Raw genomic sequence first — 23,758 nt, 5'->3', positions numbered from 1 at the left:
CCCCTCAGTGAACGCAACCGTTCACTGGGCACTGCCGAGGACGGACATCGCCTCAACGGAGAGATCCTGATGGTTACTTCACGCTCCACGGCCGCCGCCCGGCCGGAAGGGGTGTCCCTGCGCCGCCGCGGTCCCGTGCTCGAGAAGGCCATCCTGGAGGCCACGCTCGAACAACTGGGCAGCGTCGGCTGGAACGGTCTGACGATGGAGGGTGTCGCCGTCGGCGCGCAGACGGGCAAAGCCGCGGTGTACCGGCGCTGGCCGTCGAAGGAGGACCTCGTCGCGGACGCGCTCCAGGCCGGACTGCCGGTGCTCGACGAGGCGCCGGACCTCGGAGAGGTGCGCGAGGACCTGTACGAGCTGTGCCGCCGGGTCCGGGACGTCATGTACTCCAAGCCGGGCTTCGCGCTGCGCGCTGTGCTTCACGAATGCGATGTCGAGTCCGCCGAGAGGTTCCATGGCCTGATCGTCACGGGAGTCGTCGAGCCCTCGGCCCGACTCTTCAGCGAGGTGTTGCAGCGCGGAATCTCAAGGGGGGAGGTGCGTGCGGACGCGAACGACGACCTGGTTCTCGACGTCATCCCGGCCATGCTGATGTACCGCTCGAAAGTGTGCGCGAGCGAATGGCCGGACGCCGAGATCGCCGATCTGATCGACCGGATCATGCTGCCGCTGCTACGGGTGTGACCCGGAAGGAGCGCCTCCGAGGGGTGGCCCGCCGAGGCCTCGCGCCCCCGCGCGCACGCCCCTCGGGCCCCTGGGGGGAATCCGGGTATCGCGGGCGGCACCGAGCGGCGTAACCTGTCAGGCGCCATGCCCTACGAACCACCCACCCACACCGTCGAGCGGTCGCTCCGAGCCACCACCGGCGCCAGGATCGTCGCCGGAGTGGACGAGGTCGGACGCGGCGCCTGGGCCGGCCCCGTCACGGTGTGCGCGGCCGTCACCGGTCTGCGCCGGGCGCCCGAAGGGCTCACCGACTCCAAGCTGCTCACCCTCAAGCGCCGTACCGCGCTCGCCGTGGAACTGGAACGCTGGGTCACGGCGTACGCGCTCGGCGACGCCACCCCGCAGGAGATCGACGAGCTCGGCATGACCGCGGCCCTGCGCCTGGCCGCGGTCCGGGCCCTCGAAGGGCTCCCCGTACGGCCCGACGCGGTGATCCTCGACGGCAAGCACGACTACCTCGGCAGCCCCTGGCACGTCCGTACGGTGATCAAGGGCGACCAGTCCTGCATCGCCGTGGCCGCCGCCTCCGTGATCGCCAAGGTCCGGCGGGACGCCGTCATGGCCGAGCTGGCCACCGGGTCACAGGAGTACGCGGCGTACGCCTTCGGAGCCAACGCGGGCTACCCTTCGCCGGTCCACAAAGCGGCGCTCGAAGAGCTGGGGCCCACCCCTCACCACCGTCTCTCCTGGTCGTACATGGACGCCATGCCCAGGTGGCGCCACCTCAAAAAGGTCCGCCTCTCGGCCGAGGCGGTCGCGCTGGAAAGCGGGGGCCAACTCGGCTTCGACTTCTGATCTTCCGGTCGCGGGACCCTGTCGAAGGGCCTCCCGTACGACCGGGGTGCACATGCGTGCCCACCCGCCGGTGCTTCCCGCAGCGGCGTTTGATAGACATCCACTCATGCCTCTCATCCCCGAGGAGCCTCAGATTCACGAGAGCGCCCAGGGTCCCCGCGCCACCGCGGCCACCGGCCGCCCCGCGTCGACCCCCCGTCCCGTACCCGGCCCGCGTTCCGCGGCCGCTCCGCGGCCCGGACGCCCCGTCCCCGGTCCTGCCAGGCCCGCGCCGCCGGCCCCGCGGCCGGCCCCCGTCGCCGGCTCCACCCCGGCGAACACCCCGACTCCGGCGAACACGCCGGAGAATCGTTCCGACCAGCGGTCCACGCCGCAGCTCCAGCTGATCCCGGCCCCCGTCGACGGCGCGCTCGACGCCGCCGAAGAGGCCCTGGACATGCTCCTGGAGAGCGGCCGGGCGCCCGGCGAGATCCTCGTCCTCACCACCGGCGACCCGCACCCGTGGACCACGCACGAGCTGTCCTTCGGCGAGGCGGCCTACTGGGCGCAGCAGGACGCCGGGGACGACGTGTTCTTCGCGCCCGCCGCCTCCGTCGAGCGGGCGGCCACCCGGCCCGTGGTGATCGTGGCCGTCAACGGCGGAGACGACGAGACGACCGCCAAGGCCCTGCCGTCGGCGATGGCCCGCGCCGGCGCGCTGCTCATCGTCTGCGGCGACCAGCAGCGCGTCACGACGCTCCTCGGAGCGGGCGCCGGCGTCTGACCGGCCGCGCCCACCTGCCGTCCCTCCGCCGGACCGGACCCGGCTCGGCGGAGGCCGGCGTCGCCCGCGCGATCAGCGCGCGGCGGCCCGGCGCAGCGGTTCCGCCGAGCCGCTCGCGGGTCTCGGCGTGAGCCGGCCGAGCTCGGCCGGTCCGTCGCCGAGCGGCAGCGGGAGCGAGTCGGAGCTGGGGCGCCGCCCGCCCCGGCCCTCGCCGAGCACCTGCCAGCCCCCACGGGTCAGCGTGATGTACGCGCCGCAGCGAAGACCGTGCAGGGTGCAGGCGTCCCGCAGCCCCCACATCCACGCACCGTCCTCCTCCGTCCAGCGCTCGTCGCCCTCACGGCAGTACAGCAGGACAGCGGTCCGCACCGGCGTACGCCTGCGGAGGTCGTGCGGAATGACCCGCCGCAGATGCGCGAGCAGCGCGTTGCGGAACTCCCAGCCGTCCGCCGGGACGGGCCGCCGCACGAACGAGGCGCTGGCGGCGAGGCGGTCCTCGTGGTCCAGGACCGCCAGAACCGCCGTCGAGGGCGTGGGCGTGTGGCGCGAGTGCAGTCCGCTGACGACCTCACGCGGATTGCGCAGCAGCGGGACCCCCGCCGCGGACCACTCGGCCGGTTCGAGTACCCGAGCGAGGCGGCTGGCGGACTCGGACGACGATCTGAGCGAGGCGGCTGTGGACGGAGCGAATCCGAGGGTCACGGTCCTCCCTTCGGATACGCGCCCGCGAGGCGGGCAAGGTCGGGCGAGGGCGCACCACGGCACAGTCCTTCAGGGCCGCTGACGGGCCGTGCGGGGCGGTTTCCCAATTCTTGCGGGCCTGTGCGCGGGCGGCAACGAGCAATTGGGTCCGCTGACGGGAATGCGTTGGTATGCCACTCATATCCCTGCCCAGTTGCCCATTGTTCACTCCCCGTTTCCCCTCCTGTTTCACCTCCGGACGGGGAGCACCAGCGGAAACGTCCCTTCCGCTCCGCCACCGGGGCGGCGCGCGGCGACCGCCCACCGCGGGGACGGCGGCACGACGGGTGGATTCGCCGATTGTCAGTCCCATCGGGTTGCATGGGGGTATGGACAACCTGGAGCTCCGTGCGGAAGCCGATGCCATCCTCGCTGAACTCGTCGGCGCCCCGGCGGGCTCGGCGCGGCTGCGGGAGGACCAGTGGCAGGCCGTGGCCGCCCTGGTGGAGGAGCGACGCCGTGCGCTGGTGGTGCAGCGTACCGGCTGGGGCAAGTCGGCGGTCTACTTCGTCGCCACCGCCCTGCTGCGCCGTCGTGGCTCCGGGCCGACGGTGATCATCTCGCCGCTCCTCGCGCTGATGCGCAACCAGGTCGAGGCGGCGGAGCGGGCCGGCATCCGGGCACGCACCATCAACTCGGCCAACCCCGAGGAGTGGGACACGATCTACGAGGAGGTCGAGCGCGGCGAGACCGACGTCCTCCTCGTCAGTCCTGAGCGCCTCAACTCGGTGGACTTCCGTGAGCAGGTGCTTCCCAAGCTCGCGGTCACGACCGGTCTCCTCGTCGTGGACGAGGCGCACTGCATCTCCGACTGGGGACACGACTTCCGTCCCGACTACCGCCGCCTGCGGGCCATGCTCGCCGAGCTCGCACCCGGCGTGCCGGTCCTCGCCACCACCGCGACCGCCAACGCGCGCGTCACGGCGGACGTGGCCGAGCAGCTCGGCACCGGCGCGGGGGAGGCCCTGGTGCTGCGCGGCTCCCTGGAGCGGGAGAGCCTCCGGCTGGGCGTGGTCCGGCTGCCGGACGCGGCGCACCGCCTGGCCTGGCTCGCCGAGCACCTCGACGAGCTGCAGGGCTCCGGGATCATCTACGCCCTGACCGTCGCCGCGGCCGAGGAGGCCACCGCCTTCCTGCGGCAGCGCGGCTTCAACGTGGCCTCGTACACGGGCCGTACGGAGAACGCCGACCGGCTGCAGGCCGAGATCGACCTCCAGCAGAACCGGGTCAAGGCGCTGGTCGCGACCTCCGCGCTGGGCATGGGATTCGACAAGCCGGACCTCGGCTTCGTGATCCATCTCGGCTCCCCGTCCTCGCCGATCGCGTACTACCAGCAGGTGGGGCGCGCCGGGCGCGGCGTCGAGCACGCCGACGTCCTGCTGCTGCCCGGGCAGGAGGACGAGGCCATCTGGCGGTACTTCGCCGACACCGCCTTCCCGCCCGAGGCACAGGTCCGCCAGACCCTCACCGCCCTCGCCGACGCGGGGCGGCCGCTGTCCGTGCCCGCCCTGGAGGCCGCGGTGGACCTCCGCCGCACCCGGCTGGAGACCATGCTCAAGGTCCTCGACGTGGACGGGGCGGTGAAGCGGGTCAAGGGCGGCTGGACGTCGACCGGCGCGCCGTGGGCGTACGACTCCGAGCGCTACGCCTGGGTGGCCCGCCAGCGGGCCGCCGAGCAGCAGGCCATGCGCGACTACGTGAGCACGACCCGGTGCCGGATGGAGTTCCTGCGGCAGCAGCTGGACGACGAGGGCGCGACCCCATGCGGTCGCTGCGACAACTGCGCGGGCGCCTGGGCCGACACGTCCGTGTCGGCCGAGACGCTGACGGGGGCGGCGAAGGAACTGGACCGCCCCGGCGTGGAGGTCGAGCCGCGCCGCATGTGGCCGACGGGGATGCCCGCCCTGGGCATCGACCTCAAGGGGCGTATCCCGGCCGGCGAGCAGTGCTCCACCGGGCGTGCCCTGGGGCGGCTCTCGGACATCGGCTGGGGCAACCGGCTGCGCCCCCTCCTCGCGGACACCGCTCCCGACGGACCGGTCCCCGACGACGTGCTGAAGGCGGCGGTGGCCGTCCTCGCGGACTGGGCCCGCTCACCGGGCGGCTGGGCGCGGGACACCGCTGACGCCTCCGCCCGCCCGGTCGGGATCGTCGCCGTACCGTCCCTGTCCCGACCGCAGCTGGTCGGCTCCCTCGCCCAGGGGATCGCGAGCATCGGGCGTCTCCCGTACCTGGGCACTCTGACCTACACCGGGCCGGACGGGGCCCACGCGGCACGCCGCAGCAACTCCGCACAACGCCTCAGAGCACTGTCCGGTGCCTTCGCCGTCTCGGAGGAGCTGGCCGCCGCCCTGGCCGAGTCCTCAGGCCCCGTGCTGCTCGTGGACGACTGCACCGACTCCGGCTGGACCCTCGCGGTCGCTGCCCGTCTGCTCCGCAGGGCAGGCAGCGGCCCGGTTCTTCCGCTGGTCCTCGCGGCGGCGGGCTGAGCGTCCGGGGCGGGCCCGCGCGATCGGGTCCGCCGGGCGCCGCCGGACCGCCGGAAGCGCGGCCGCGCATGCGGCACGCCCGGCCGGGAAGACCCGGCCGGGCGCGCCGCGGACTGCCGGGACGTCAGCCCCGGGCCTGGAACGTCACCTCGCTCACGTCCCAGAGGAACTCGCCGCCCAGCGGGTTCTCCGGCCATTCGGCGCGGAAGTTCCGGACGAGGAACTCCACCATCCCGCAGTCGTAGCGGCTCCACAGGGAGCCGTTGCGCTGGTAGACGACGACCGGCCACGTGGCGGGATCGTCGTTCGACGCGTCCCAGCACAGCATGTCGGCGGTGGCGTCGACGCCCCAGGTGATCAGGACCGGAGAAGTGCCCTCCAGTTCGGGTGTCTTCTCCTCCGTCTCCCAGTCGGCCTCGGCGTTCGCCGTCTCGATCACCATGCCGTCCCGCGGTGCCTGATCCAGCGGCACCTTGGGCTCCGGACTGCCGATCGACAGGTAGTTCTGCAGCGCGCCGGCGCCGTAGACCTCCATGTAGCGCCGGTAGTCGGGCGGGAACGGCTTGCCCCACGTCGCGGCGAGGGCGGTCCAGTCGACCGTCGCGCCCCCGTCCTTCGGCGGCGGCATGAGCCGTCGCAGGTCGTCCAGGCCGGTCGGCTCACTCATCGGTATCTCGCTCCGTCTCCGTTCGGGGGTGTCCGTCGGCCCGCGTCATGGGGTGCTCCCCGTGGGCGCCGGCACACCGCCGCTGCTCTGTGTGCCGAGATTGTCCCCGGTGCTCAGTTCGTTCGGTATGAACACGTCGAAGTCGATCCCGACCGAGCCGTCGGGGTTGATGCCGTACGCCGACATGTCGTACCCGGTCGGCACCGTCCTGCTGCCCTCGTAGCGCGGCGACACGGTGTACATGACGTCCTGGCCGGCCATCACGGCCGTGTAGACCATGCTCTCGTAAGCCCGCATGTGCTCGTCGCCCTGCGTGGAGCCGATCTGCTTGGCGTTGGCGCCGCGGGCGCACGGGGAGAGGTTCGCCAGGACGCCCTTGCCCGCCAGCTTGTTGCCGATGAGGTGACAGGCGTTGACGTTCTTCTGCTTGTCCAGCCCCTTGCTGTCGGCGAAGTTCTGCGCCCACTCGTATCCCGGCGGGTTCGAACCCACGGCGGTGCCCTTGTTCTTGCTCAGGTACTCCTTCGTCAGGCAGGCCTCCGCGGCCGTGGCCCGGTTGCCGTTGGACGCGTCCCGGTCGCCGTACTTGATCCAGCCGTCGCCGCAGCCGGACCGGTCGTCGTCGCTGTCGGGATCCGGCTGGGGGCGCGGGACGGGCCGCGGGGAGGGTGCGGGTGCGGGGCTGTCGTCGGCGTCGTCCCGGGAAGCCTCGTCGATGCGGTCCCGTACCTCGTTGACGACGTACTCGACGGCGGCGGCGACGGCGATGATGGCGACCGTGACCACGACGGCGGCGACGAAGGCCACGGCGACCACGGGGATCGCGAGCGCGAACCAGTGGCCGTCGATCTCGACGTTGCTGATCGGGTTGCCGCCGGTGAAGGCGTAGCGGTTGCCGGTGAAGGGGTCGCTGCCCAGACCCATGTCGGCCAGGGCCCCGTTGTACATGTCGCGGCTGGTGAAGCGGTTCAGCCCCGGGTCGTAGTCGCGGAAGCCCATGTCGTACGTGCCGGAACCGGCGTCCCAGCGCTTGGCGTTGTAGCGGTAGGAGTTGTACTCCTCCTTGGTCGGATCGGCGGCGTCCGGCTTGTCGATGCCGGTGAACTCCGAGGTGTCCGCGTTGCCGTACGCCGTGTAGCCGTAGGTGGCCTTGGTGTTGCCGCTGCCGTCGGTCAGGGTCTCGACGTCGGTGTGGCTGTTGTAGCCGTAGTACGCGTCCTCGGTCGTCCCGTTCTCGTTGTGCTTGACCTGCGACAGGCGCTGGCCCCACGGGCTGTACTGGTAGGACTTGGTGAGCCGGCCGGCCACCTCCTCGGTCAGCACCTCCTTGGAGAGGCCGAGGTAGCGGTAGTCGGTGGTCTTGCCGTCGGCCGTCTTGGACGACGTACGGTCGAGCGGGTCGAAGGCGTACGTCGTGGACTTCATCGCGCCGGACGCGTCCCGCTGCTGGGACTCGACGACGTGGTCGAAGCCGTCGTAGACGTTGCGCGAGACGACCTGCCCGTCCCGGGACGTCGACTCCTGACGGCCCAGCGGGTCGTAGGCGAAGGAGGTGACGGACCCGGCGGTGGTCGACGTCTGCAGCCGGTTGCGGTCGTAGCGGAAGTCCGTGGCGGTGCCGCCGACGGACTGCTGGACGACGTTGGCGTTGTCGTCGTGGACGTACGTCTCCGTGGCGGCGCCGTTGCCGGTCTTCACCGACTTGGCGATCCGGTCGACCGGGTCGTAGGTGTACTCGGTGGTGGACTCCAGGTACGCCGAGTGGTTGTCGGCGTTCATCTTCTTCGCCGTGTCCTTCGCCTTGTTGCCGTTGGCGTCGTAGGCGTAGGTGTGCGAGGCGACCAGTGTGCCGTCGGCCTTCTTCTCGGCGCTGGTGTTCACCGTGCCGTCGAGGAAGTAGGTGTGGTCGACGGTGTTGCCGTTGTCCTTCGTCTCCCGCAGAACCTCACCGCGGTCGGTGTAGGTGTAGGCGGTGACCTTGGGATCGGTGTCCGTGGGCGACTTGCCCACCGAGACCGACTTGACCTTCTCCCTCAGGTCGTAGGTGTACTTGGAGAACTGGTCGGGGTGGGTGATCGTCTCGGGCTGGTCGTTGGGGTCGTAGGTGTAGGCCGTGCTCGTCTTCGTCTGGCCGGCCAGGGTCTCGGTGACCTGGGACACCCGGTTCAGGCCGTTGTACGAGATCGTGTACGTGTCGACCTCGGCGCCGGACGACAGGTCGTCGATCAGCGAGAGGTTGTCGTTGAGGTCGTACGCGTAGCGGAAGTGGTGCTTCTCCGCGTCGATGTCGCCGCTCAGGTCGCGCACCAGCTTGACGCCGTCGGCCACGACCTTGCCGTCGGCGGCCTGGAACAGCTCCAGCTTCGCCGTGTTGCCCTGGGTGAAGTCGAACGTGCCGAGGCCGACCCAGGTGCCCGCCGCGGTGGACTGGTCGACGGTCTTCTCGGCGCTTCCGCCGGTGTGGGTGACCTTGTACCTGGCGGTCTTGCTGGCGCCCGCGACCTGCGGGAACTTCACATACGCGGTGTACTTGCCGTTCTTGGGGATGTTCAGCGTCCAGGAGTACGCGTCCGTCCCGCTGCCGGCGGCGTGCACGCGGTGGTCGAAGCCCTGCTGACCGGTGAGGCTGGCCGTGGTCCAGGTCCCCGTCGAGCCGGTGTGCTGGACGTCGGAGTTGTCGACGAGCGGCACCGCGGTGCCGACGGGCACGCCGTCGTCGGTCTTCTCCTTCAGCTTGCCGTTCGGGTAGTAGCTCCAGCCCATCGTCCGGCTGACGGACTCACCCGCGGAGCTCAGCGTCCTGGAGGTCTGCAGCCCCAGGTCGTTGTACTCGTAGCGGGTCCGGATGTCCCACGGGTCGGTGGAGCTCTTGGTCCATCCGTTGTCGTAGTAGGTGAACTCGGTGTCGTTGCGGACCGTCTGGCCCTCCGAGGGCGGCAGCGAGGTCCGGGAGACGCGGCCGGCCGCGTCGTAGAACGTCTGCGTGTAGACGTTCGGGTCGTTGTAGCGGGCGTCCGTCGGGCTGTACGGCAGGTACTGCTTGACCGGCCGGTTCAGCTCGTCGTACTCGGTGCGCTTGGTGAAGTCGTCGGCGGTCGCGGTCTCCGTGCCGCGCGGGGTGATCACCCGGGTGGCGTTGCCGACCTGGTCGTACTCGTACCGGGTCGTCCGGTACGTGATGTCGCCGCCGGAGCCGGAGTGCGGGACCTTGACCTCGGTCTTGCGGCCCCGCTCGTCGTAGCTCGACAGGGTCTTGTTGCCGTGGGGGTCGGTGTCGACGACGACCAGCGCGTCCTTGTCGTACGCACGGTGGGTCGTGTTGCCCAGCGGGTCGGTGACCGAGGTGACCCGGTGCTCCAGGTCGTAGGTCATCTTCGACGAGAAGTCGTCGGGGTCCGCCGTCCGGTTCTTCTTCGGGTCGACGACCTTGACGCTGTTGCCCACCGAGTCGTACGTGTACGAGACCTTCTCGCCGGCGGCGTTGACCACCGAGGCGAGCTGGTAGATCTCGTCGTAGTTCTGGGTGGTGGTGTAGTCGTCCGGGACGTCGGGCGTGGCCACGCCCTTCGGCTCGGTCGTCGTCCGCAGGTGGCCGGTCTTGTCGTAGGTGTAGGTGGTCCGGCGCAGGGGCGCGGTCGGCGAGTCCTGCGGCGAGGTGGCCTCGGTGATCTGGTCGGCCGGGTCGTAGACCGCCGTGGAGACCGCCCCGGTCGGCGCGACCGCCCTGGTGACGTTGTCGTTGGCGTCGTAGTCCGGTGCCGGAACGGTGATGAGGTCGTTCGCGGCCTGGTCCCTCGGCACCGTCCTGACCTGCGGCCGGCCGTACGTGTCGTACGTCTGCGTGGTCCGGTGGCCCAGCGGGTCGGTGGCCTTCGTGACCTTGCCGCGCACGTCGTACTCGTACGTCGAGCTGTTGTTCAGCGCGTCCGTGATCCTCGCCGGGGAACCGGTCGGGGCGAACTCGCTGTTCACCGTGGAGCGGCCGTTGGCGTCGGTGGCCCTGGTCAGCTGACCGTGCGCGTCGTACTCGTACCGGGTCGTGTAGTCGCCCTCGGTGGGCGTCGAGACGCCCTTCGGGTCGGTGACCGTCTTGAGGTTGCCGAAGGAGTCATGCCCGAACTGCCAGGTGCGGCCCTCCGGCGACGTCTTGCGGTACAGGTCGGAGGAGTAGCCGTCCAGCCGCTTGACGTACTCGAACTTCTGGGAGTCGACCGGGTACCTGCCGGGGGCGCAGTCGCTCTGCGGCGGGACTCCGCCGGTGTTGCGCTCGGCGGTGCGCTTCCACAGCGGGTAGCCGGTCAGTGCGTCGTAGCAGTACGCGGTGACGGCGCCGTTGTTCTCCTCCATGTAGGTGACGTTGTTGTCCGCGTCCCACGCCAGCTCGGTCTGCTGCGACTTGGCGTTGACGGACCGCACGGGACGCCCGAAGTCGTCGGTGACGTACGTGGTGCCGTGGCCCTCGGCGTCCGTGACCACCGTGGACGTGAAGCGCGTGTCACCCGTGTCGGGGGCGTAGGCGAAACCGGTCGTGCCACCGATGCGGTCGGTGATCGTCTGGGTCCACCAGTGGTACTTCGGGTCGTCGCCCTCGCTCGGGTAGTAGTAGTCGAGACGGGTGGTGTTGCCGCGCGGGTCGGTGATCGCGACCAGCTTGACGTTCTTGTTGCCCTGCTCGGCGTCGTACGTGAAGCCGAAGACCTTCGGCTGGGACGAGCCCGCGCCGTCGGTCAGTCTGGTGAGCAGCCCCTTGTCGGAGTACTCGAAGGTCAGCTTGCGGCCCGAGATGTCGGTCATCGACTTGAGGTGGTCGACGATCTTCGGGCTGCTGGTGTCCGCCTTGGTGTAGTACGTGGCGGTGAGCGTCTGCCGCCCGGTGGGGTCGGTGATGTACGAGAGGAACTTCGTCGGCTTGTTGTTGGACTTGCGTTCCTCGTAGGTGAACGTCTGGGTGTTGCCGTTCTTGTCGACGACGGACGTCTGGTAGCCGTCGCAGCCGAACACGAACCTGGTGCCGTCCGGGCGGGTCAGCGTCCAGGCGTCCGGTACCGGGTCCTTCAGCGGGGTGCAGTCGAGGCCGGGCTTGGCCGTCAGCCTGAAGTGGACGCCGGCCGGCGCCTTCCACGTGCCGTCGTCCTGCAGCCGGAAGACGTGGGTGGTGCCGTCCCCGTCGGGCAGCCGGATCTCACGCGGGTTCGGGTTCGGGTGGAAGTCCAGCGGGGCGCCGAGCCGGATCGGCCCCGCGGCCTGCGCGGACCAGCCGTGACCTGCGACGGTGTCCGAGGTGTCCTGGGTGTTGTAGGCGAACCGGACGAAGGTGTTCAGCCCCCGGCCCGGGTTGCTGAGCGCGTTGTACTGCCAGACGCTGTTGCCCGCCGCCGTGTTGTTCATCAGCGAGGAACCCGCGCCGGTGTTCTTGCCGTTGTACGAGTAGTACTTCTCCAGGCCGAGCTGGTCCGAGGTGGGGTCCTCGACGGTGACGTTCTGCCGGAGCCCGGGGATGCCGCCCGTGCCGGACAGCCAGGTGCCCGCGGCCGTGTCCCTGACGTCCCAGGTCAGGACGTACTCGGTGCGCTTGTTGCCGGAGCCGGAGTTGATGGGGGCGCGCAGCGCCGCCTGGACGGTGACCGAGTCGCCGGGCAGCAGATCGGCGGCCAGGGCGGTCTGGAGCTGGTTGCCGCCGGTCGTGACGTCCGTGCCGTCCGGCAGCGCCCACCGGTAGCTCAGGGCGTGGGTGCCCGCCTTCCAGACGGACGTGGTGGTGTTGGTGAGGGTGAACTCGACGGTGTGGTCGCTGTTCGGGGTGATCCGCGCCGGGGTCTGCGGCGCGTAGTACGTCGACTCGGTGGTGGAGTCGATGTAGGTGACCACGATCCGGGGGCGGAGGCGCTGCTCGGTGGCCTCGGAGGACAGGAACAGGGTGCGTTCCTGGGAGGCGGCCTCGTCGGCCATCTTGAGGAGCACGCCCTGCTGGGAGGCGGGGGCGCTCACCCAGGACTGCGCGAGGGACGTGACGTTCCAGTCGTGACGCTCGGGGTCGTTCGTCATGCCCGCGGTGTCACCCGCGACCGCGCCGAAGTCGCCGCCCGCCGACGTCCAGTCCGTGGTCGCGTTCGCCTTGGCCCAGGTGGCGGTGGACTCGTCGAAGTCACGAGACAGCGGCCGGATTTCGTAGCGCGCGCCGGCGTTGTCCGTCGCGGTCTGCGTCGACCACAGGCGCACGTTCGCGTCCAGGACCCGGGCCGTGGCGGGGATGCCGAGGGCGGGGAACTTCAGCAGCGCGCGGGTGTCGCCGTAGGTGGCGGAGTTGTTGCCGACGCTGAGCCAGTTCTTCGGGCCGATCTCGTCGATCGTGTCGTGCGTGGAGGTGGTGCGGACGGACGACAGGGTGGTGTCCTGCGTCGCGTTGAACAGCTTCGTCGTACGGCCGGCCTTGGGCAGGCGTACGAGCTGGGTGGGGGCGGCGACGACCTGGCCGTCCTTCGTCTTGACCGCGACCATGTAGTAGTAGGCGCGGCCGAGCGGGTCCGGGTCGTCCGCCCTCGTCGGTACGGCCGTCGTGTCCGTGAACGAGGTCACCGTGGACGCGACCGGCGCCACCAGCGTGGCGGCCGAGGGGGTGAAGGTCTGGCTGATCGAGCGGTGGACCTGGTACTCGACGAGGTCGTCGCCGGTCCCGATCGGGTCCTTGTCCTGGTACGCGGACCAGTTGAGCTCCGCGCCGGTGGCGTGGATCGTGGTCGGTGCCCCGAGCTCGACGCCCTGACGGCCGAAGGTGAGGACGAGCCGAGGGTAGTTGACGGTCTCGCCGTTGTACGCGTACTCGCTGCCCTCGTAGCGCGGTCCGCCCTTGGGGCCGTTGGCCGACTCGTCACCGGCTTTGATGACGAAGCCGTTGTTGGCGTGTGTGCCGTCGATCCACTGCTGGACCGTCTTCGTGACAGGGAAGCTGTGCCAGGTGTTCAGCTCGCCGGGCTGCTTGGTGACCACACCGCCCTTGGTGAACCGGACCGCGTCCGCGATCACCGAGGTGCTGGTCGAGGCCGGACCGTCCCCGAGGGCGATCTTGCCCAGGGTGCCGGCCTTGAACGGGTGGGAGCCCAGCGTCTTCCAGACCCCGGCCGTGCCGGCCTGCTGGTTGACCGTGTACGCCTTCGATCCGCCGTCGTACGTGACGGTGTACGGCGCACTGGTGGCGCGGTCCGAGGCCGGCACGTAGTGCGCCTCGACCTGGTACGTACCGTCCTCGGGAAGATTCGGCTGCCAGGTGTACGTGTCACCCGCCACCGAGTCCTTGTTGTACAGGTAGTCCTGGTTCACCGCGTACTGCGTGAACGCCGTGTTCCCCGACGCGGGCCAGGCGCCGACAGCGGCCGTCCGTCCCGCGTCGCCGTCGTCCACGACGACCGCCGTGCCCGACAGCTCACCGGTGAACGTGTTCGCGCTGTTCCAGGTGGCCGTCTCCTCGGTCCACGCCTGGGTGGCGCGGTGCGCCTCCAGCTGCACCTCGGTGTCGCCGGTGGTGTGCGTCTGGTCGTAGTACAGCTTCAGATCGGCCGAGTCGAGCTTGGTGCCGGCCGGAATGCTGCCGACGGGGAACCGCAGCAGGGCACGAGAGGCGCCGGTGCTCGTGTTGCCGACCGACAGCCGCCAGTTGTCCTTGTAGTTCGCCGTCGGACCGTCCGAGGAGATCATCACGTCCTGCGCCGTCGACGGCGTCGGAGCGATGGCGATCGTCGGATCGATCGTGACCGGATACTGCCGCTCGGGCGCCGCGAGCCACTTCGCGTCCGGCGTGACCGTCAGCTTCCAGGTCTTGCCCGCCCGGGTGAGCTTCTGCTCGACGGCGGAGCTGTAACCGGTGCCGTACGGGGACCCGGCGTCCTTCTTCGCGTCCGTCATGAACGCGGCCGGGATGACGAGGACCGGATCGGCACCCTCGTCGTAGAACCGGACCGAGCCGTCCCTGCCCGCCTTCGGCGTCAGCCCGCCCGCGTCGAGCGTGAACGTGAACGACACCGGACCGGACGGCCGCGTGTCCAGGACGATGTTCTCCTTGACCTGCCCCGGACCCACTTGGTACGTCAGGTCCGAGCCGGCCACGGCGTCCTTGTACGTGACCGTGTCGCCCTTGGCGACGGGGGCGAGCCTCCCCGCGCCTTCCAGGCCGAGGGTCACCGCGTGACCGCCACCGGCCTCGAACCGGAGCAGCCTCGCGGCGTCCGAGCCGAACGAACTACGGCTGATGTTCGTCGTGTTGGTGAAGGCGAAGCCGCCGGAGCCGGCGGGTGTGACCCTCGGGTCGATGTCCTTCCACGACGTCCCCGACCGGTACGCCGTCGGGACGGTCGAGACCTCGGCCTGCACGCGCCCGTCGGACAGCTGCCAGTACCGGGCATTCGGCGTACGACTGGCCGTCAGTTCCGCGACACGCTTCGGTTTCGCGGCCGCCTTTCCTTGCGGCAGTTTCTCCCGACTCGGCAGCATCGGAGTCCCGCCGGTCGACGGCTCCTCCGGCCTGTCCGACCGGCCCTCGTCATCGGAGAGCCATCCGGTAAGGGAATCGAAGATACCCTCACTGCTATCGTTCGAAACCGGAGCCGCGTAAGCGACTTGTGGAAGCATGGTTCCGACGACAGCCGAAACCACGAGGCAGGCTATTGCCCGCCCGTATCTCGCTTTCACGCCATTCCCTCCTCCGGCACCTTCCGCGCTGTGCGGAAAAGTGCGCCGACGCGCCGGCGTGGGCTGCTCCGTGGCCGGTCGCGGTGGACCTGACCTCGATCGGAGTGCCTCAAGGCGCGCGGAACCAGGCCACTTCCGAGTGCGGAAGCGGCCTTGCCGGAGGTGCTCCGATCGTGGCGGAGGGATTCTTCACCATGGAATTGATGCGCCGTCAACCAGTCGGCCATTCAGGGCATTTCGCTGACAGCTCCACGATGATTGAGGACGCCTTGTCCGACTTTTCCGTGGCCTGGCGCCGGTCTCGTCGAATGGTGTATAACCCAGGCCCCTTCACCTGCGACAGAAAGCGCCGCCATGCCGATGACCGAACAGCCGGCGGAACCGGATGAGACCGAAATTCCGGACACCGCAGAGGATTCCCCGGCCGTGAAGGATCGCCGCATCGACCGCAGCGGTGTGGCCGTCGCCGCGGCTCTGCTGCTCGCGTGCGGCGCGTTCGTGGCCTACGGAGTCCTCGACGGTGGGGACAAGGACACCGGCAAGGGCACGACGGCGACGCCCACCGCCGTGGCGACCTACGACGTGACCTACGAGGTGCTCGGCGAGGGCACCGCCGACATCTCCTACCGGGGGACCGGCGGCGACAAGGCGGACGTCGCCACGCAGGTCGGCCTGCCGTGGCGCAAGACGGTGAGTGTCCCGATCGGGGCCTCCCCGATCGTCAACGTCACCCTCGGGGAGAAGGGCGGCACCGCCAGCTGCACCCTGGCGGTCCGCGGCAAGCACGTCCAACGGGCCACCGCCACCGGTGCCTTCGGGCGGACCACGTGCGGAGGCGAGCCCATTGGGCCGGCTGACGATCGCGGCCGCTGATCCCGGGCGGGGACGGAGCGCCGCACGCAGGCGGAGCCTCACACGCTGACGGAGCGCCGTACTCTACGGCCCTGGGCGGCCCGGTGTGCGAGCGAGTCGCCGAATCTGTGGACAACTCGGCGGGCCGGAGATGCCCCGTTCCGGGGGTTATCCACAGGGGTTTCGCATGTGGGCGGATCACGAGACCGTTCTGACCATGAACGCGAATCACCACGAAACCAGCGGACCCTCCCGTACCCAGCAGATCACCCTGCGCGGCCCGGCGGAACTGGCCGACGCCCTCCCGTTCATGCTGGGCTTCCACCCCACCGACTCCGTCGTCCTGGTCGCCCTCCACGGCGAGCGCGGCCGCTTCGGAGGCCGGGTCAGGCTCGGAATTCCCCGGTCGCCGGGCGAATGGGCCTCCACCGCCGACCACCTCGCCGAATGCCTCGTCGAGGGCGGCGCCAGGAACGGCACCCGGCCGGACGGCATCGTCGTCTTCCTCTGCCAGGACCCTGAGGCGGGCGAGACGGGCCGCAGGGTCATGGAGCGGCTGCGGCCCTTCGCCCAGCGGCTTCGTACCGCCTGCGGAGCCCTCGACATCCCCGTCTACGAGGCCCTGTGCATCTCCGACGGGCTCTACTTCTCCTACTGCTGCCCCGACGCACGCTGCTGCCCGCCCGACGGCACCCCCCTCGCCCTCAGCGGTACGTCGGTCATGGCGGCGACCGCGGCGTACGCGGGCGTCCGGGTGCGGGGCTCACTGCGGGACATGGAAGGCAGGTTCAAGCCGTCCGGTGGCCCCGACGAGGAACGGCAGCGCGCCGCACTCGACGCGACGGCGGCCCAGCTCGTCCCCCGGATCCTCGAAGACGCCGAAGGCAAGGAGCGGGAGGAGGTGCGGGAGACGACTCTGGGCCTCGCCCGTGAGGTGCTCCGCCGGTTCGCCGCCCCGGAGCGGCCGAGCCGGAAGAGCCCGCAGGGCCCGCCGGATGCCGGACGGACCGCCGTGGGGACGGCCGCCGACGACGCGGCCGACGACGCCGTGGTCGGCATCGACGAGGCGGCCGCGCTGATCCTCGGTCTCCAGGACCGGGTCACCAGGGACCGCGCCGCCGAGTGGATGGAGGGATGGGAGGGCACCGCGGCCCTTCGGCTCTGGCGCGTCCTCGCCCGGCGCTGTGTCACCCCCTACCAGGAGCACGCCGCCGCACCCCTCACCCTCGCGGGCTGGACGGCCTGGTCCACCGGCGACGAGCCGACCGCCCGGGTCGCCCTCGGTCTCGCCCTCGACGCCGACCCCGAGTACGTCTTCGCGCGACTGCTCCACCAGGCCTGCAACGAAGGACTCGACCCCGAGTCGCTCCGCTCCTGTCTGAGGACGGAGCGGGACGGCCGGACCGCCTCGGAGCAGGCCGCCACCTCCGCGTCCCGCCGGGTCCGCATGCGCACCGCACGCCCGCAGAGCACCCGGCAGACCCTCCGGAAGCCCGGCCGCCAGACCCGCGGCGGGGCGAGCCGGCCGACGGCCGGGGTGCGGCCCGGAGGGCCCGCCGCCGCCAAGCCGGGGAGCAAGACCCCGCGGCCCGGTGGACAGCGCGGCACCAGGAGTGGCCGATGACGACCGTGACCCGGCCGCCCGCGAACGCGTTCAGCTCTCTGGCGGAGTCGTCGGAGTCGTCGGAGCCGTCCCGCCGACACATCGCCGGCCACCCGGTTCGCACAGAGAGCACCCCGTACCCACCATGGCCCTCAGCCCCGTCCCGGCCCCCGACCGCCCCACCGGACATCCGCTCGGTCCCTCCTCCGGGCGGGCGGCGGGCACCGGCGCCGCCGTCGCGCCGCCGCGCGCGGCCCGCCCCGCGGAACTCCCCTCGGTGCACGGCGCGCTCCTCTGCGTGGCCCTGCCCGCACTCGCCGTCTGCGCCGACCACGGCCAGCTCACCGGCGAGGGACCCGAGGGCGTGTACGCGGCGGGGCGGCGCCTCCTGTCCCGCTGCGTCCTCCGGGTGGCGGGGCGCGAGCCCGTCCCCCTCCAGGGCCGCATGGCGGCCGCCGACCGCGCGGTGTTCCTCGGCGCCCTCCGCGTCCCGGGAGACTCCGGGCCCGATCCCGGCCTCACCGTCGAACGCACGCGGAGCGCCGACGGAAGCGAACGGATCACCCTGCGCAGCGCCGTCGCCCGCCCCCTCCGGCTCCCCGTGGAAATCGCTCTGGGCACGGATCTCGCGGACCTGGGCGCGGTGGCGTCCGGCCGGGCAGGACCCGAACTCACCGCGAGCGTCCACGGCACCGGCCTGCGCTGGACCGGCGACGGGCGGTCCGTCGCCGTCACGGCCGACCCGCCGCCCACGGACTCCCTCGCTGCGGCCGGAGTCCTGCGCTGGGAGGCGGAACTCCCGCCCGGAGGCACCTTCACCGTCCGGCTCCGGGTCCACGACGGCCCGGCCGCCCGTCCCACCGCCGTCTCCAGCACGGGCACAGGCCGCCCCGGTGGCCATCTCCTCGCCGACGCCCACGCCGAGGGCGACGACCCGCGCCCGGGCGAACTGCTCCGCACGTCCGTCGAGGACCTCCGGGCCCTGCTCCGAAGAGACCCGGCGCACGCCGCCGACGTACACCTCGCGGCAGGCGTCCCCTGGCGCTGCGGACCGGTCACCGCCGAGGCACTCTGGGCGGCCCGCATGGTCCTTCCCCTCGGCACCCGCCTCGCCGTCACCACCCTGCGCGCCCTCGGCCGTACCCAACTCTCCGGGCCGGGGCCCGAGTCCGGACGCATCCCCGGGCCCCTCAGGGACGCGGGCCCGCACCTCCCGCCCCGCTGCACCGGTATCGAGGCCACCCTCGCCTTTCCGGTCGTGCTCGCGGAGGCCCGCCGCTGGGGACTGCCGGCGGCGGACCTGGAGGGACTGCTCCCCGTGGCGGAACGCAGCCTCGGCTGGCTCCGCCGGGCGGCCGCAGCGAACGGGGACGGCCTCGTGCCGGACCCGGGGCCCGCCGGACCCTGGCGGGCCGAGACACAGGCACACGCGCATCGCGCGGCGCTGCTCGGAGCGGATCTGCTCGACGCCTGCGGACGGCCGGGGTCAGACGCGCTGCGGGACACCGCACGGACCCTGCGCGAGCGCTTCCGGCGGGAGTTCTGGCTCGACGACCGTGCGGGCGGCCGCCCCGCCGTCGCTCGCGGACAGGACGGACGGACCTGGCCCCACCTCGGCGGCTGGGCCGCGCACCTGCTCGACACCGGGCTGCTGGGTGGGGGCCGCCACGCTCAGGGCCTGCTGGAGAGGGCGGAGACCGAACAGGTGGCGAGGCTGCTCGGGGCCCCGGCCCTCGACTCCGGCTGGGGGCTGCGCGGCCTCGGCGCCAAGGAGCCCGGGCACAACCCCTTCGGCCACCGGTCGGGCGCGGTGCGCGTGCACGAGACGGCGGTCGCGGTGGCCGGCCTCTCGGCCGCGGGGCACGAGAAGGAGGCCTCGGCGCTGCTGCGCGGACTGCTCGACGCGGCGGAGGCCTTCCACCACCGGCTGCCCGAGATGTACGCGGGGGAACAGCGCACGGCCGGCGGACGCCCGGTGCCGCACCCGGCCGCGTGCCGGCCGGCGGCCGTCGCCGCCGCCGGAGCCGTGCACGCACTGCTCGCTCTCGCCGGAGTCCGGCCCGACGCACCCGGCCGCTCCGTGTCGGCGCACCCCCTGCGGTCGGCACCGCTCGGCGCGATCCGGTTCTCGGGACTCGTGGTCGCGGGCGAGCCGTTCGCCGTGCGGGTCGGCAGGCTCGGTCTCGGTATGGTCGAGGAGGCTGCGGAAGGCCTTCAACTGGGGGTGTGACGCGATGCCGGGCACGAACACGGGGGAAGCGCCGTGGCGAGCTGAGGAAGTCGTCGCGGATGCGCCGGAGGGGCGTGTTTATCGTCAGGAAGACGACTATGATCGCGGCATGCCTCCCTACGACCCGTCGGCCTTCCCGCCCTTCGCCGTCACCGTCGATCTGGTCGTGCTCACCGTGCGCAGACACGCACTCTGCACCCTGGTCGTACGGCGGGGAGAAGCGCCGTACCAGGGGCGCTGGGCGCTGCCCGGTGGCTTCGTGCGCGCCGAGGAGGACCTCGGTGCCGCGGCGGCGCGCGAGCTGGTCGAGGAGACCGGGCTCTGTGCCCACGATCCGGCCGCCCCGTCGCCCGTACCCAGCAACGGCGCACACCTGGAGCAGCTGGCGACCTACGGTGCTCCCGACCGGGACCCGCGCATGCGGGTGGTCAGCGTCGCGCACCTGGCGCTGGCCCCGGACCTTCCGGCGCCGAGGGCCGGTGGCGACGCGAACAGCGCCCGCTGGGCCCCGGTGGAGGAACTGCTCGCGGAGGACGCGATCGCCGGGGCGGCGTCGACCGCTGGGACGGCGTCGACCGTCGGGACCGCGTCGACCGTCGGGGCCGCGGAGACGCCCGGAGCCGGCCTGGCCGCCGCAGCAGCCGATGACGACGGCGGTGAGGAGAAGGACGGGGGGCCGGGGGCGCTCGCCTTCGACCACGCCCGGATCCTCGCCGACGGGGTGGAGCGCGCCCGCTCGAAGATCGAGTACTCCTCGCTCGCCACGGCCTTCTGCCCGCCGGAGTTCACGGTCGGAGAACTGCGGCGCGTCTACGAGGCCGTCTGGGGTGTGACCCTGGACCCGCGCAACTTCCACCGGAAGGTGACCGGCACGCCCGGCTTCCTCGTCCCGGCCGGCGGGACCACGACCCGTCAGGGCGGCCGCCCGGCCCAGCTCTTCAGGGCAGGTGGGGCCACTCTCCTCAACCCGCCGATGCTGCGCCCCGAGGTCTGACGGGTCGGTACATCCGGCCTCCAGGACGCCGACCCTGCGCTGAAAGTCCGAAATGTAGCGTTATCTTGCTGCGATAGCGCCGCCCTGCCGCGGAGCGGTGTCACCTACCGCGAGAGAAGCGATGCTCCAGGCAATCGGACTGACCAGCACTCCCCGTCGTAATCGCCCGCCCGCCGTGGACGATCTGACCTTCGAGGCCCCGCCGGGCGCCGTGACCGCGCTCCTCGGCTCCCGAGGCTCCGGCAAGACCACCGCACTCCGGCTCATGCTCGAACTCGAACCGGGCCGCGGGATCACCTACTTCCGGGGCCGGCCGCTGCACCGCATCGCCCACCCTCCCCGCGAGGTGGGCGTGCTCCTCGGCGACATCCCCGGACATCCCTCCCGTACGCTCCGGGGGCAGCTGCGGATGCTCTGCGCCGCCACCGGGGTTCCCGCCTCACGGGCCGAGGAGCTGACGAGGGCCGTGGGCCTCGCCGGCCTGGAGCGTAGGCGCATCGGCACCCTGCCGATCGGGGCGGACCGCAGACTCGGCGTCGCCTCCGCCCTGTTGGGCTCCCCCCACACCCTGCTCCTCGACGAGCCGGGCGCCGGACTCTCCGTACCCGGGAGCGCGTGGCTGTACGACCTCCTCCGCGCGCACGCGGCCGACGGGGGAACCGTGCTCTACGCCACGGAGGACCCGAAGGACGCGGCCCGCAACGCGGACCGGGTCGTCACGCTCGACGGCGGCCGGCTCGTGGCCGACCAGGACGTCACCGAGTTCGCCCGCACCCGGCTGCGCCCCCGGGTCGCCGTCCGCACGCCCCAGGCCGCGAGGCTCGCCGCGGCCGTGACCCAGGAGGCGAGGGCCGCCCGCCGCCCGGTCGAGGTGGTCGCCGAGGAGGGGAACCGGCTGTCCGTCTACGGGAGCGACTGCGCCGCCGTCGGTGACACGGCGTTCCGTCACGGCGTCCCGATCCACAAGCTCGCGGCGGAGACCGGGGACAGCGGGCCCGTGCCGCGTACTCCGGAGAACGGGGTACTCGGGGAGTGCCCGTCCGACTCGACCCCTCCCGGCAGCGTGCCGCCGTCTGCCGACGGGCTGCCGTCCGCCGACGGGGCGCGTGAGGCCCCGGTGGGGCCGACGGGTGGTGCCCGGAGGCCGGCCCGCTCGCCCCTGCGGCCGCTGCGGTACGAGATCCATCGGCTCCTGGGGGTGCCGTCCACCCCGCTCGTCGTGGCGGCCGTCCTGCTCGGTTCCGTGACGCTCGCCCTGCTGCTCGGCCGGGGCGGCCGGGCCGCGCTGCCCGCCGTGCTGGCGGGCTGGCCGGCGCTCTCCCCGCTGCCGCCCGCGGCGCTCGGGGCGGGACTGCTCGGGGCCTTCTCCTTCGGTGAGGAGTACCGCTATCCCGCGCTCACCACCGGCCGGGGAGCCGTGCCGCGCAGGCCCGGCCTGCTTCTCGCGAAGCTGGTCGTGGCCGCGGCCGTCGCCCTGCTGCTCGGCGCGGTCGTCGTCGTGATCGACCTGGAGGCCCTGCGGTTCGTGTACGGCAGCGAGTTGATCAGCCTGCCGAAGAACTGGCCCTCGCTATGCGGGAGTTGGCTCGGCCTGCTCGTCGGATGCGCCTGGGCCGGGGTGCTCGGCGCCGGGGTCTTCCGGGCCGCGGCGGCCGGGGTGGCGGCGGTCCTCGCGGTGCCGGTCGCCTTCGTCCCGCTGCTGCAGAAGGTGCTGTCCGGACCGTCGGTGCGTTCGGCCGCCGGACTTCCCGCGCGGCTGCGCGAGTTCGCCGGCCCGCAGTGGTCCCCGGCGGTGGACCGTTGGCTGACAGGAGGGCTGCGGGTGATCGGGCAGCCCGCGGGAGTGGCTCTCTCGCTGACGTTGACCGGGTTGCTCTGCGCCTATGTGTTCACCGGCCTTCGTCGTAAGGCCCGTTGGTGATCACTTGTGGACAAGATCCTTCCGTTTCCTCGCCAACTTCCTTGAAAACCGCCCAGAATGTCCGATTAATCGTCAATTGTGTAGGGGGTGCCGATCACCCTTTCGTGTGCTTTTCACCAAAGACCTCAAGGGTCACGGAAGCAACGCCGACAAATGATGCGTGAGTACCCTTGCGCACACCATGATGACCGCCGCCCGCTCCGTCGACTCCGGCCTCGGCACCCCGGGCGATCTCGACCGCTACCCCTACGCGGAGGCGCCCCCTGCCGGCCGCGTGGGGCCGCCGCCCTCCTGGGACGGTGTGGAGACCGACCTGGGCCGCGTCGGCCGCCGGAGCACCGGCAACCGGGGGCGCGGTCTGCACGGGCAGCTCGTCCAGCAGCTCGGCCAGATGATCGTCTCCGGCGATCTCGGCGCAGACCGCCCGCTCGTCCCCGAGGAGATCGGCCAGCGGTTCGAGGTCTCGCGCACCGTCGTTCGCGAGTCGCTGCGCGTGCTGGAGGCCAAGGGGTTGGTCAGTGCCCGCCCGAACGTCGGCACCCGCGTCAGGCCCGTCAGCGACTGGAACCTCCTCGATCCCGACATCATCGAGTGGCGCGCCTTCGGCCCGCAGCGCGACGACCAGCGCCGCGAACTGAACGAACTGCGCTGGACGATCGAGCCCCTGGCCGCCCGCCTCGCCGCGGGGCACGGTCGGGAGGAGGTCCAGCAGCGTCTCGCGGACATGGTCGAGATCATGGGACACGCGTTCGCCCAGGGCGACGGCATCACCTTCTCCCGCGCCGACACCGAGTTCCACTCGCTCCTCATCCAGCTCGCCGGCAACCGGATGCTGGAGCACCTCTCCGGCATCGTCGGCGCGGCGCTCCAGGTGTCCGGCGGCCCCGTCACGAACTGTGACCGGCCGAGCGAGACCTGCGTCGGTCACCACGCCCGGATCGCGGACGCGCTCGCCGCGGGGGACGCGCACGGCGCCGAGACCGCCATGCGGCAGCTGCTGACGGTCCACCCCGAGGTGGAGCGCGTCGTCCCCGCCCCGCGCGAACACTGACCCGCGGGCGTGGACGGCAGCGCGGAGGCGCGGGCATCGCGCGCCGCCGGATCCGAGCGGCACCCGGGGCTGGGTTCCCCGGGTGGCTCCAGGGTTCCGGCGGCGCGAATGTACCCTTACCTATCCCTCTGGGTTGATTCGTCGCACATGAGGTGTGACTCGGGCCACGAAGATTGGGCGTAACACTCCTCCGAGCCGTGCGATGACTTAAGAGGTGACCGCCGAGGAAGGAATACAGCAG

The 23,758-nt window shown here is 71.7% G+C and carries 13 protein-coding genes; 10 read left to right on the top strand and 3 right to left on the bottom strand.

Going from position 1 to position 23,758, the window contains the following annotated elements; translation table 11 throughout:
• The first annotated feature begins 69 nt into the window (after window positions 1-69).
• The 3 genes from ACIA8N_RS16965 to ACIA8N_RS16955 all read left to right on the top strand — a co-directional run bounded on the left by ACIA8N_RS16965 (window position 70) and on the right by ACIA8N_RS16955 (window position 2,287).
• A complete protein-coding gene (locus tag ACIA8N_RS16965) occupies window positions 70-687 on the top strand; it encodes a TetR/AcrR family transcriptional regulator (RefSeq protein ID WP_365779381.1) in 618 nt (205 codons plus the stop codon).
• Between the two features lie 126 nt (window positions 688-813).
• A complete protein-coding gene (locus ACIA8N_RS16960; RefSeq protein WP_365779383.1) occupies window positions 814-1,524 on the top strand; it encodes a ribonuclease HII in 711 nt (236 codons plus the stop codon).
• Window positions 1,525-1,630: 106 nt separating this feature from the next.
• Window positions 1,631-2,287 (top strand): hypothetical protein, encoded by a 657-nt coding sequence (locus tag ACIA8N_RS16955; protein WP_365779385.1) that lies wholly within the window; start codon window positions 1,631-1,633, stop codon window positions 2,285-2,287.
• A gap of 72 nt (window positions 2,288-2,359) precedes the next feature.
• Here the strand turns inward: ACIA8N_RS16955 and ACIA8N_RS16950 are convergent, their stop codons facing one another.
• The gene (locus tag ACIA8N_RS16950; RefSeq protein WP_365779387.1) at window positions 2,360-2,989 is read right to left on the bottom strand and encodes a hypothetical protein; all 630 of its coding nucleotides are present in this window, start codon (window positions 2,987-2,989) and stop codon (window positions 2,360-2,362) included.
• 368 nt (window positions 2,990-3,357) lie between these two features.
• Between ACIA8N_RS16950 and ACIA8N_RS16945 the strand changes: the two genes are divergently transcribed.
• Complete coding sequence (locus ACIA8N_RS16945) at window positions 3,358-5,517, top strand: RecQ family ATP-dependent DNA helicase (protein WP_365779389.1); 2,160 nt, start codon at window positions 3,358-3,360, stop codon at window positions 5,515-5,517.
• 124 nt (window positions 5,518-5,641) lie between these two features.
• On the opposite strand, the gene ACIA8N_RS16940 is transcribed toward ACIA8N_RS16945, so the two are convergent.
• The gene (locus ACIA8N_RS16940; RefSeq protein WP_365779391.1) at window positions 5,642-6,184 is read right to left on the bottom strand and encodes a hypothetical protein; all 543 of its coding nucleotides are present in this window, start codon (window positions 6,182-6,184) and stop codon (window positions 5,642-5,644) included.
• Between the two features lie 45 nt (window positions 6,185-6,229).
• Window positions 6,230-13,876 (bottom strand): DNRLRE domain-containing protein, encoded by a 7,647-nt coding sequence (locus ACIA8N_RS16935; RefSeq protein ID WP_399416594.1) that lies wholly within the window; start codon window positions 13,874-13,876, stop codon window positions 6,230-6,232.
• Window positions 13,877-15,292: 1,416 nt separating this feature from the next.
• On the opposite strand from ACIA8N_RS16935, the gene ACIA8N_RS16930 reads away from it, so the two are divergent.
• The 6 genes from ACIA8N_RS16930 to ACIA8N_RS16905 all read left to right on the top strand — a co-directional run bounded on the left by ACIA8N_RS16930 (window position 15,293) and on the right by ACIA8N_RS16905 (window position 23,517).
• The gene (locus tag ACIA8N_RS16930) at window positions 15,293-15,739 is read left to right on the top strand and encodes a hypothetical protein (protein ID WP_365779395.1); all 447 of its coding nucleotides are present in this window, start codon (window positions 15,293-15,295) and stop codon (window positions 15,737-15,739) included.
• Window positions 15,740-15,935: 196 nt separating this feature from the next.
• Window positions 15,936-17,342, top strand: a complete 1,407-nt coding sequence (locus tag ACIA8N_RS16925) for a DUF4192 domain-containing protein (protein ID WP_365779397.1) — start codon at window positions 15,936-15,938, stop codon at window positions 17,340-17,342.
• A gap of 124 nt (window positions 17,343-17,466) precedes the next feature.
• A complete protein-coding gene (locus ACIA8N_RS16920; protein WP_365779399.1) occupies window positions 17,467-19,551 on the top strand; it encodes a glycogen debranching N-terminal domain-containing protein in 2,085 nt (694 codons plus the stop codon).
• A 109-nt stretch (window positions 19,552-19,660) separates the two neighbouring features.
• Window positions 19,661-20,545, top strand: a complete 885-nt coding sequence (locus ACIA8N_RS16915; protein ID WP_365779401.1) for an NUDIX domain-containing protein — start codon at window positions 19,661-19,663, stop codon at window positions 20,543-20,545.
• Window positions 20,546-20,666: 121 nt separating this feature from the next.
• Entirely contained in the window at window positions 20,667-22,466 is a 1,800-nt protein-coding gene (locus ACIA8N_RS16910) for an ABC transporter ATP-binding protein (protein WP_365779403.1), read from the top strand.
• A 160-nt stretch (window positions 22,467-22,626) separates the two neighbouring features.
• Complete coding sequence (locus tag ACIA8N_RS16905; RefSeq protein ID WP_365779405.1) at window positions 22,627-23,517, top strand: FadR/GntR family transcriptional regulator; 891 nt, start codon at window positions 22,627-22,629, stop codon at window positions 23,515-23,517.
• The last annotated feature ends 241 nt before the right edge of the window (window positions 23,518-23,758 follow it).

Source organism: Streptomyces sp. NPDC051822 (assembly GCF_044452745.1).
Classification (GTDB): domain Bacteria; phylum Actinomycetota; class Actinomycetes; order Streptomycetales; family Streptomycetaceae; genus Streptomyces.
The sequence above is the reverse complement of the archived record's forward strand: the minus strand, read 5'-3'. Positions and strand labels throughout refer to the sequence as shown.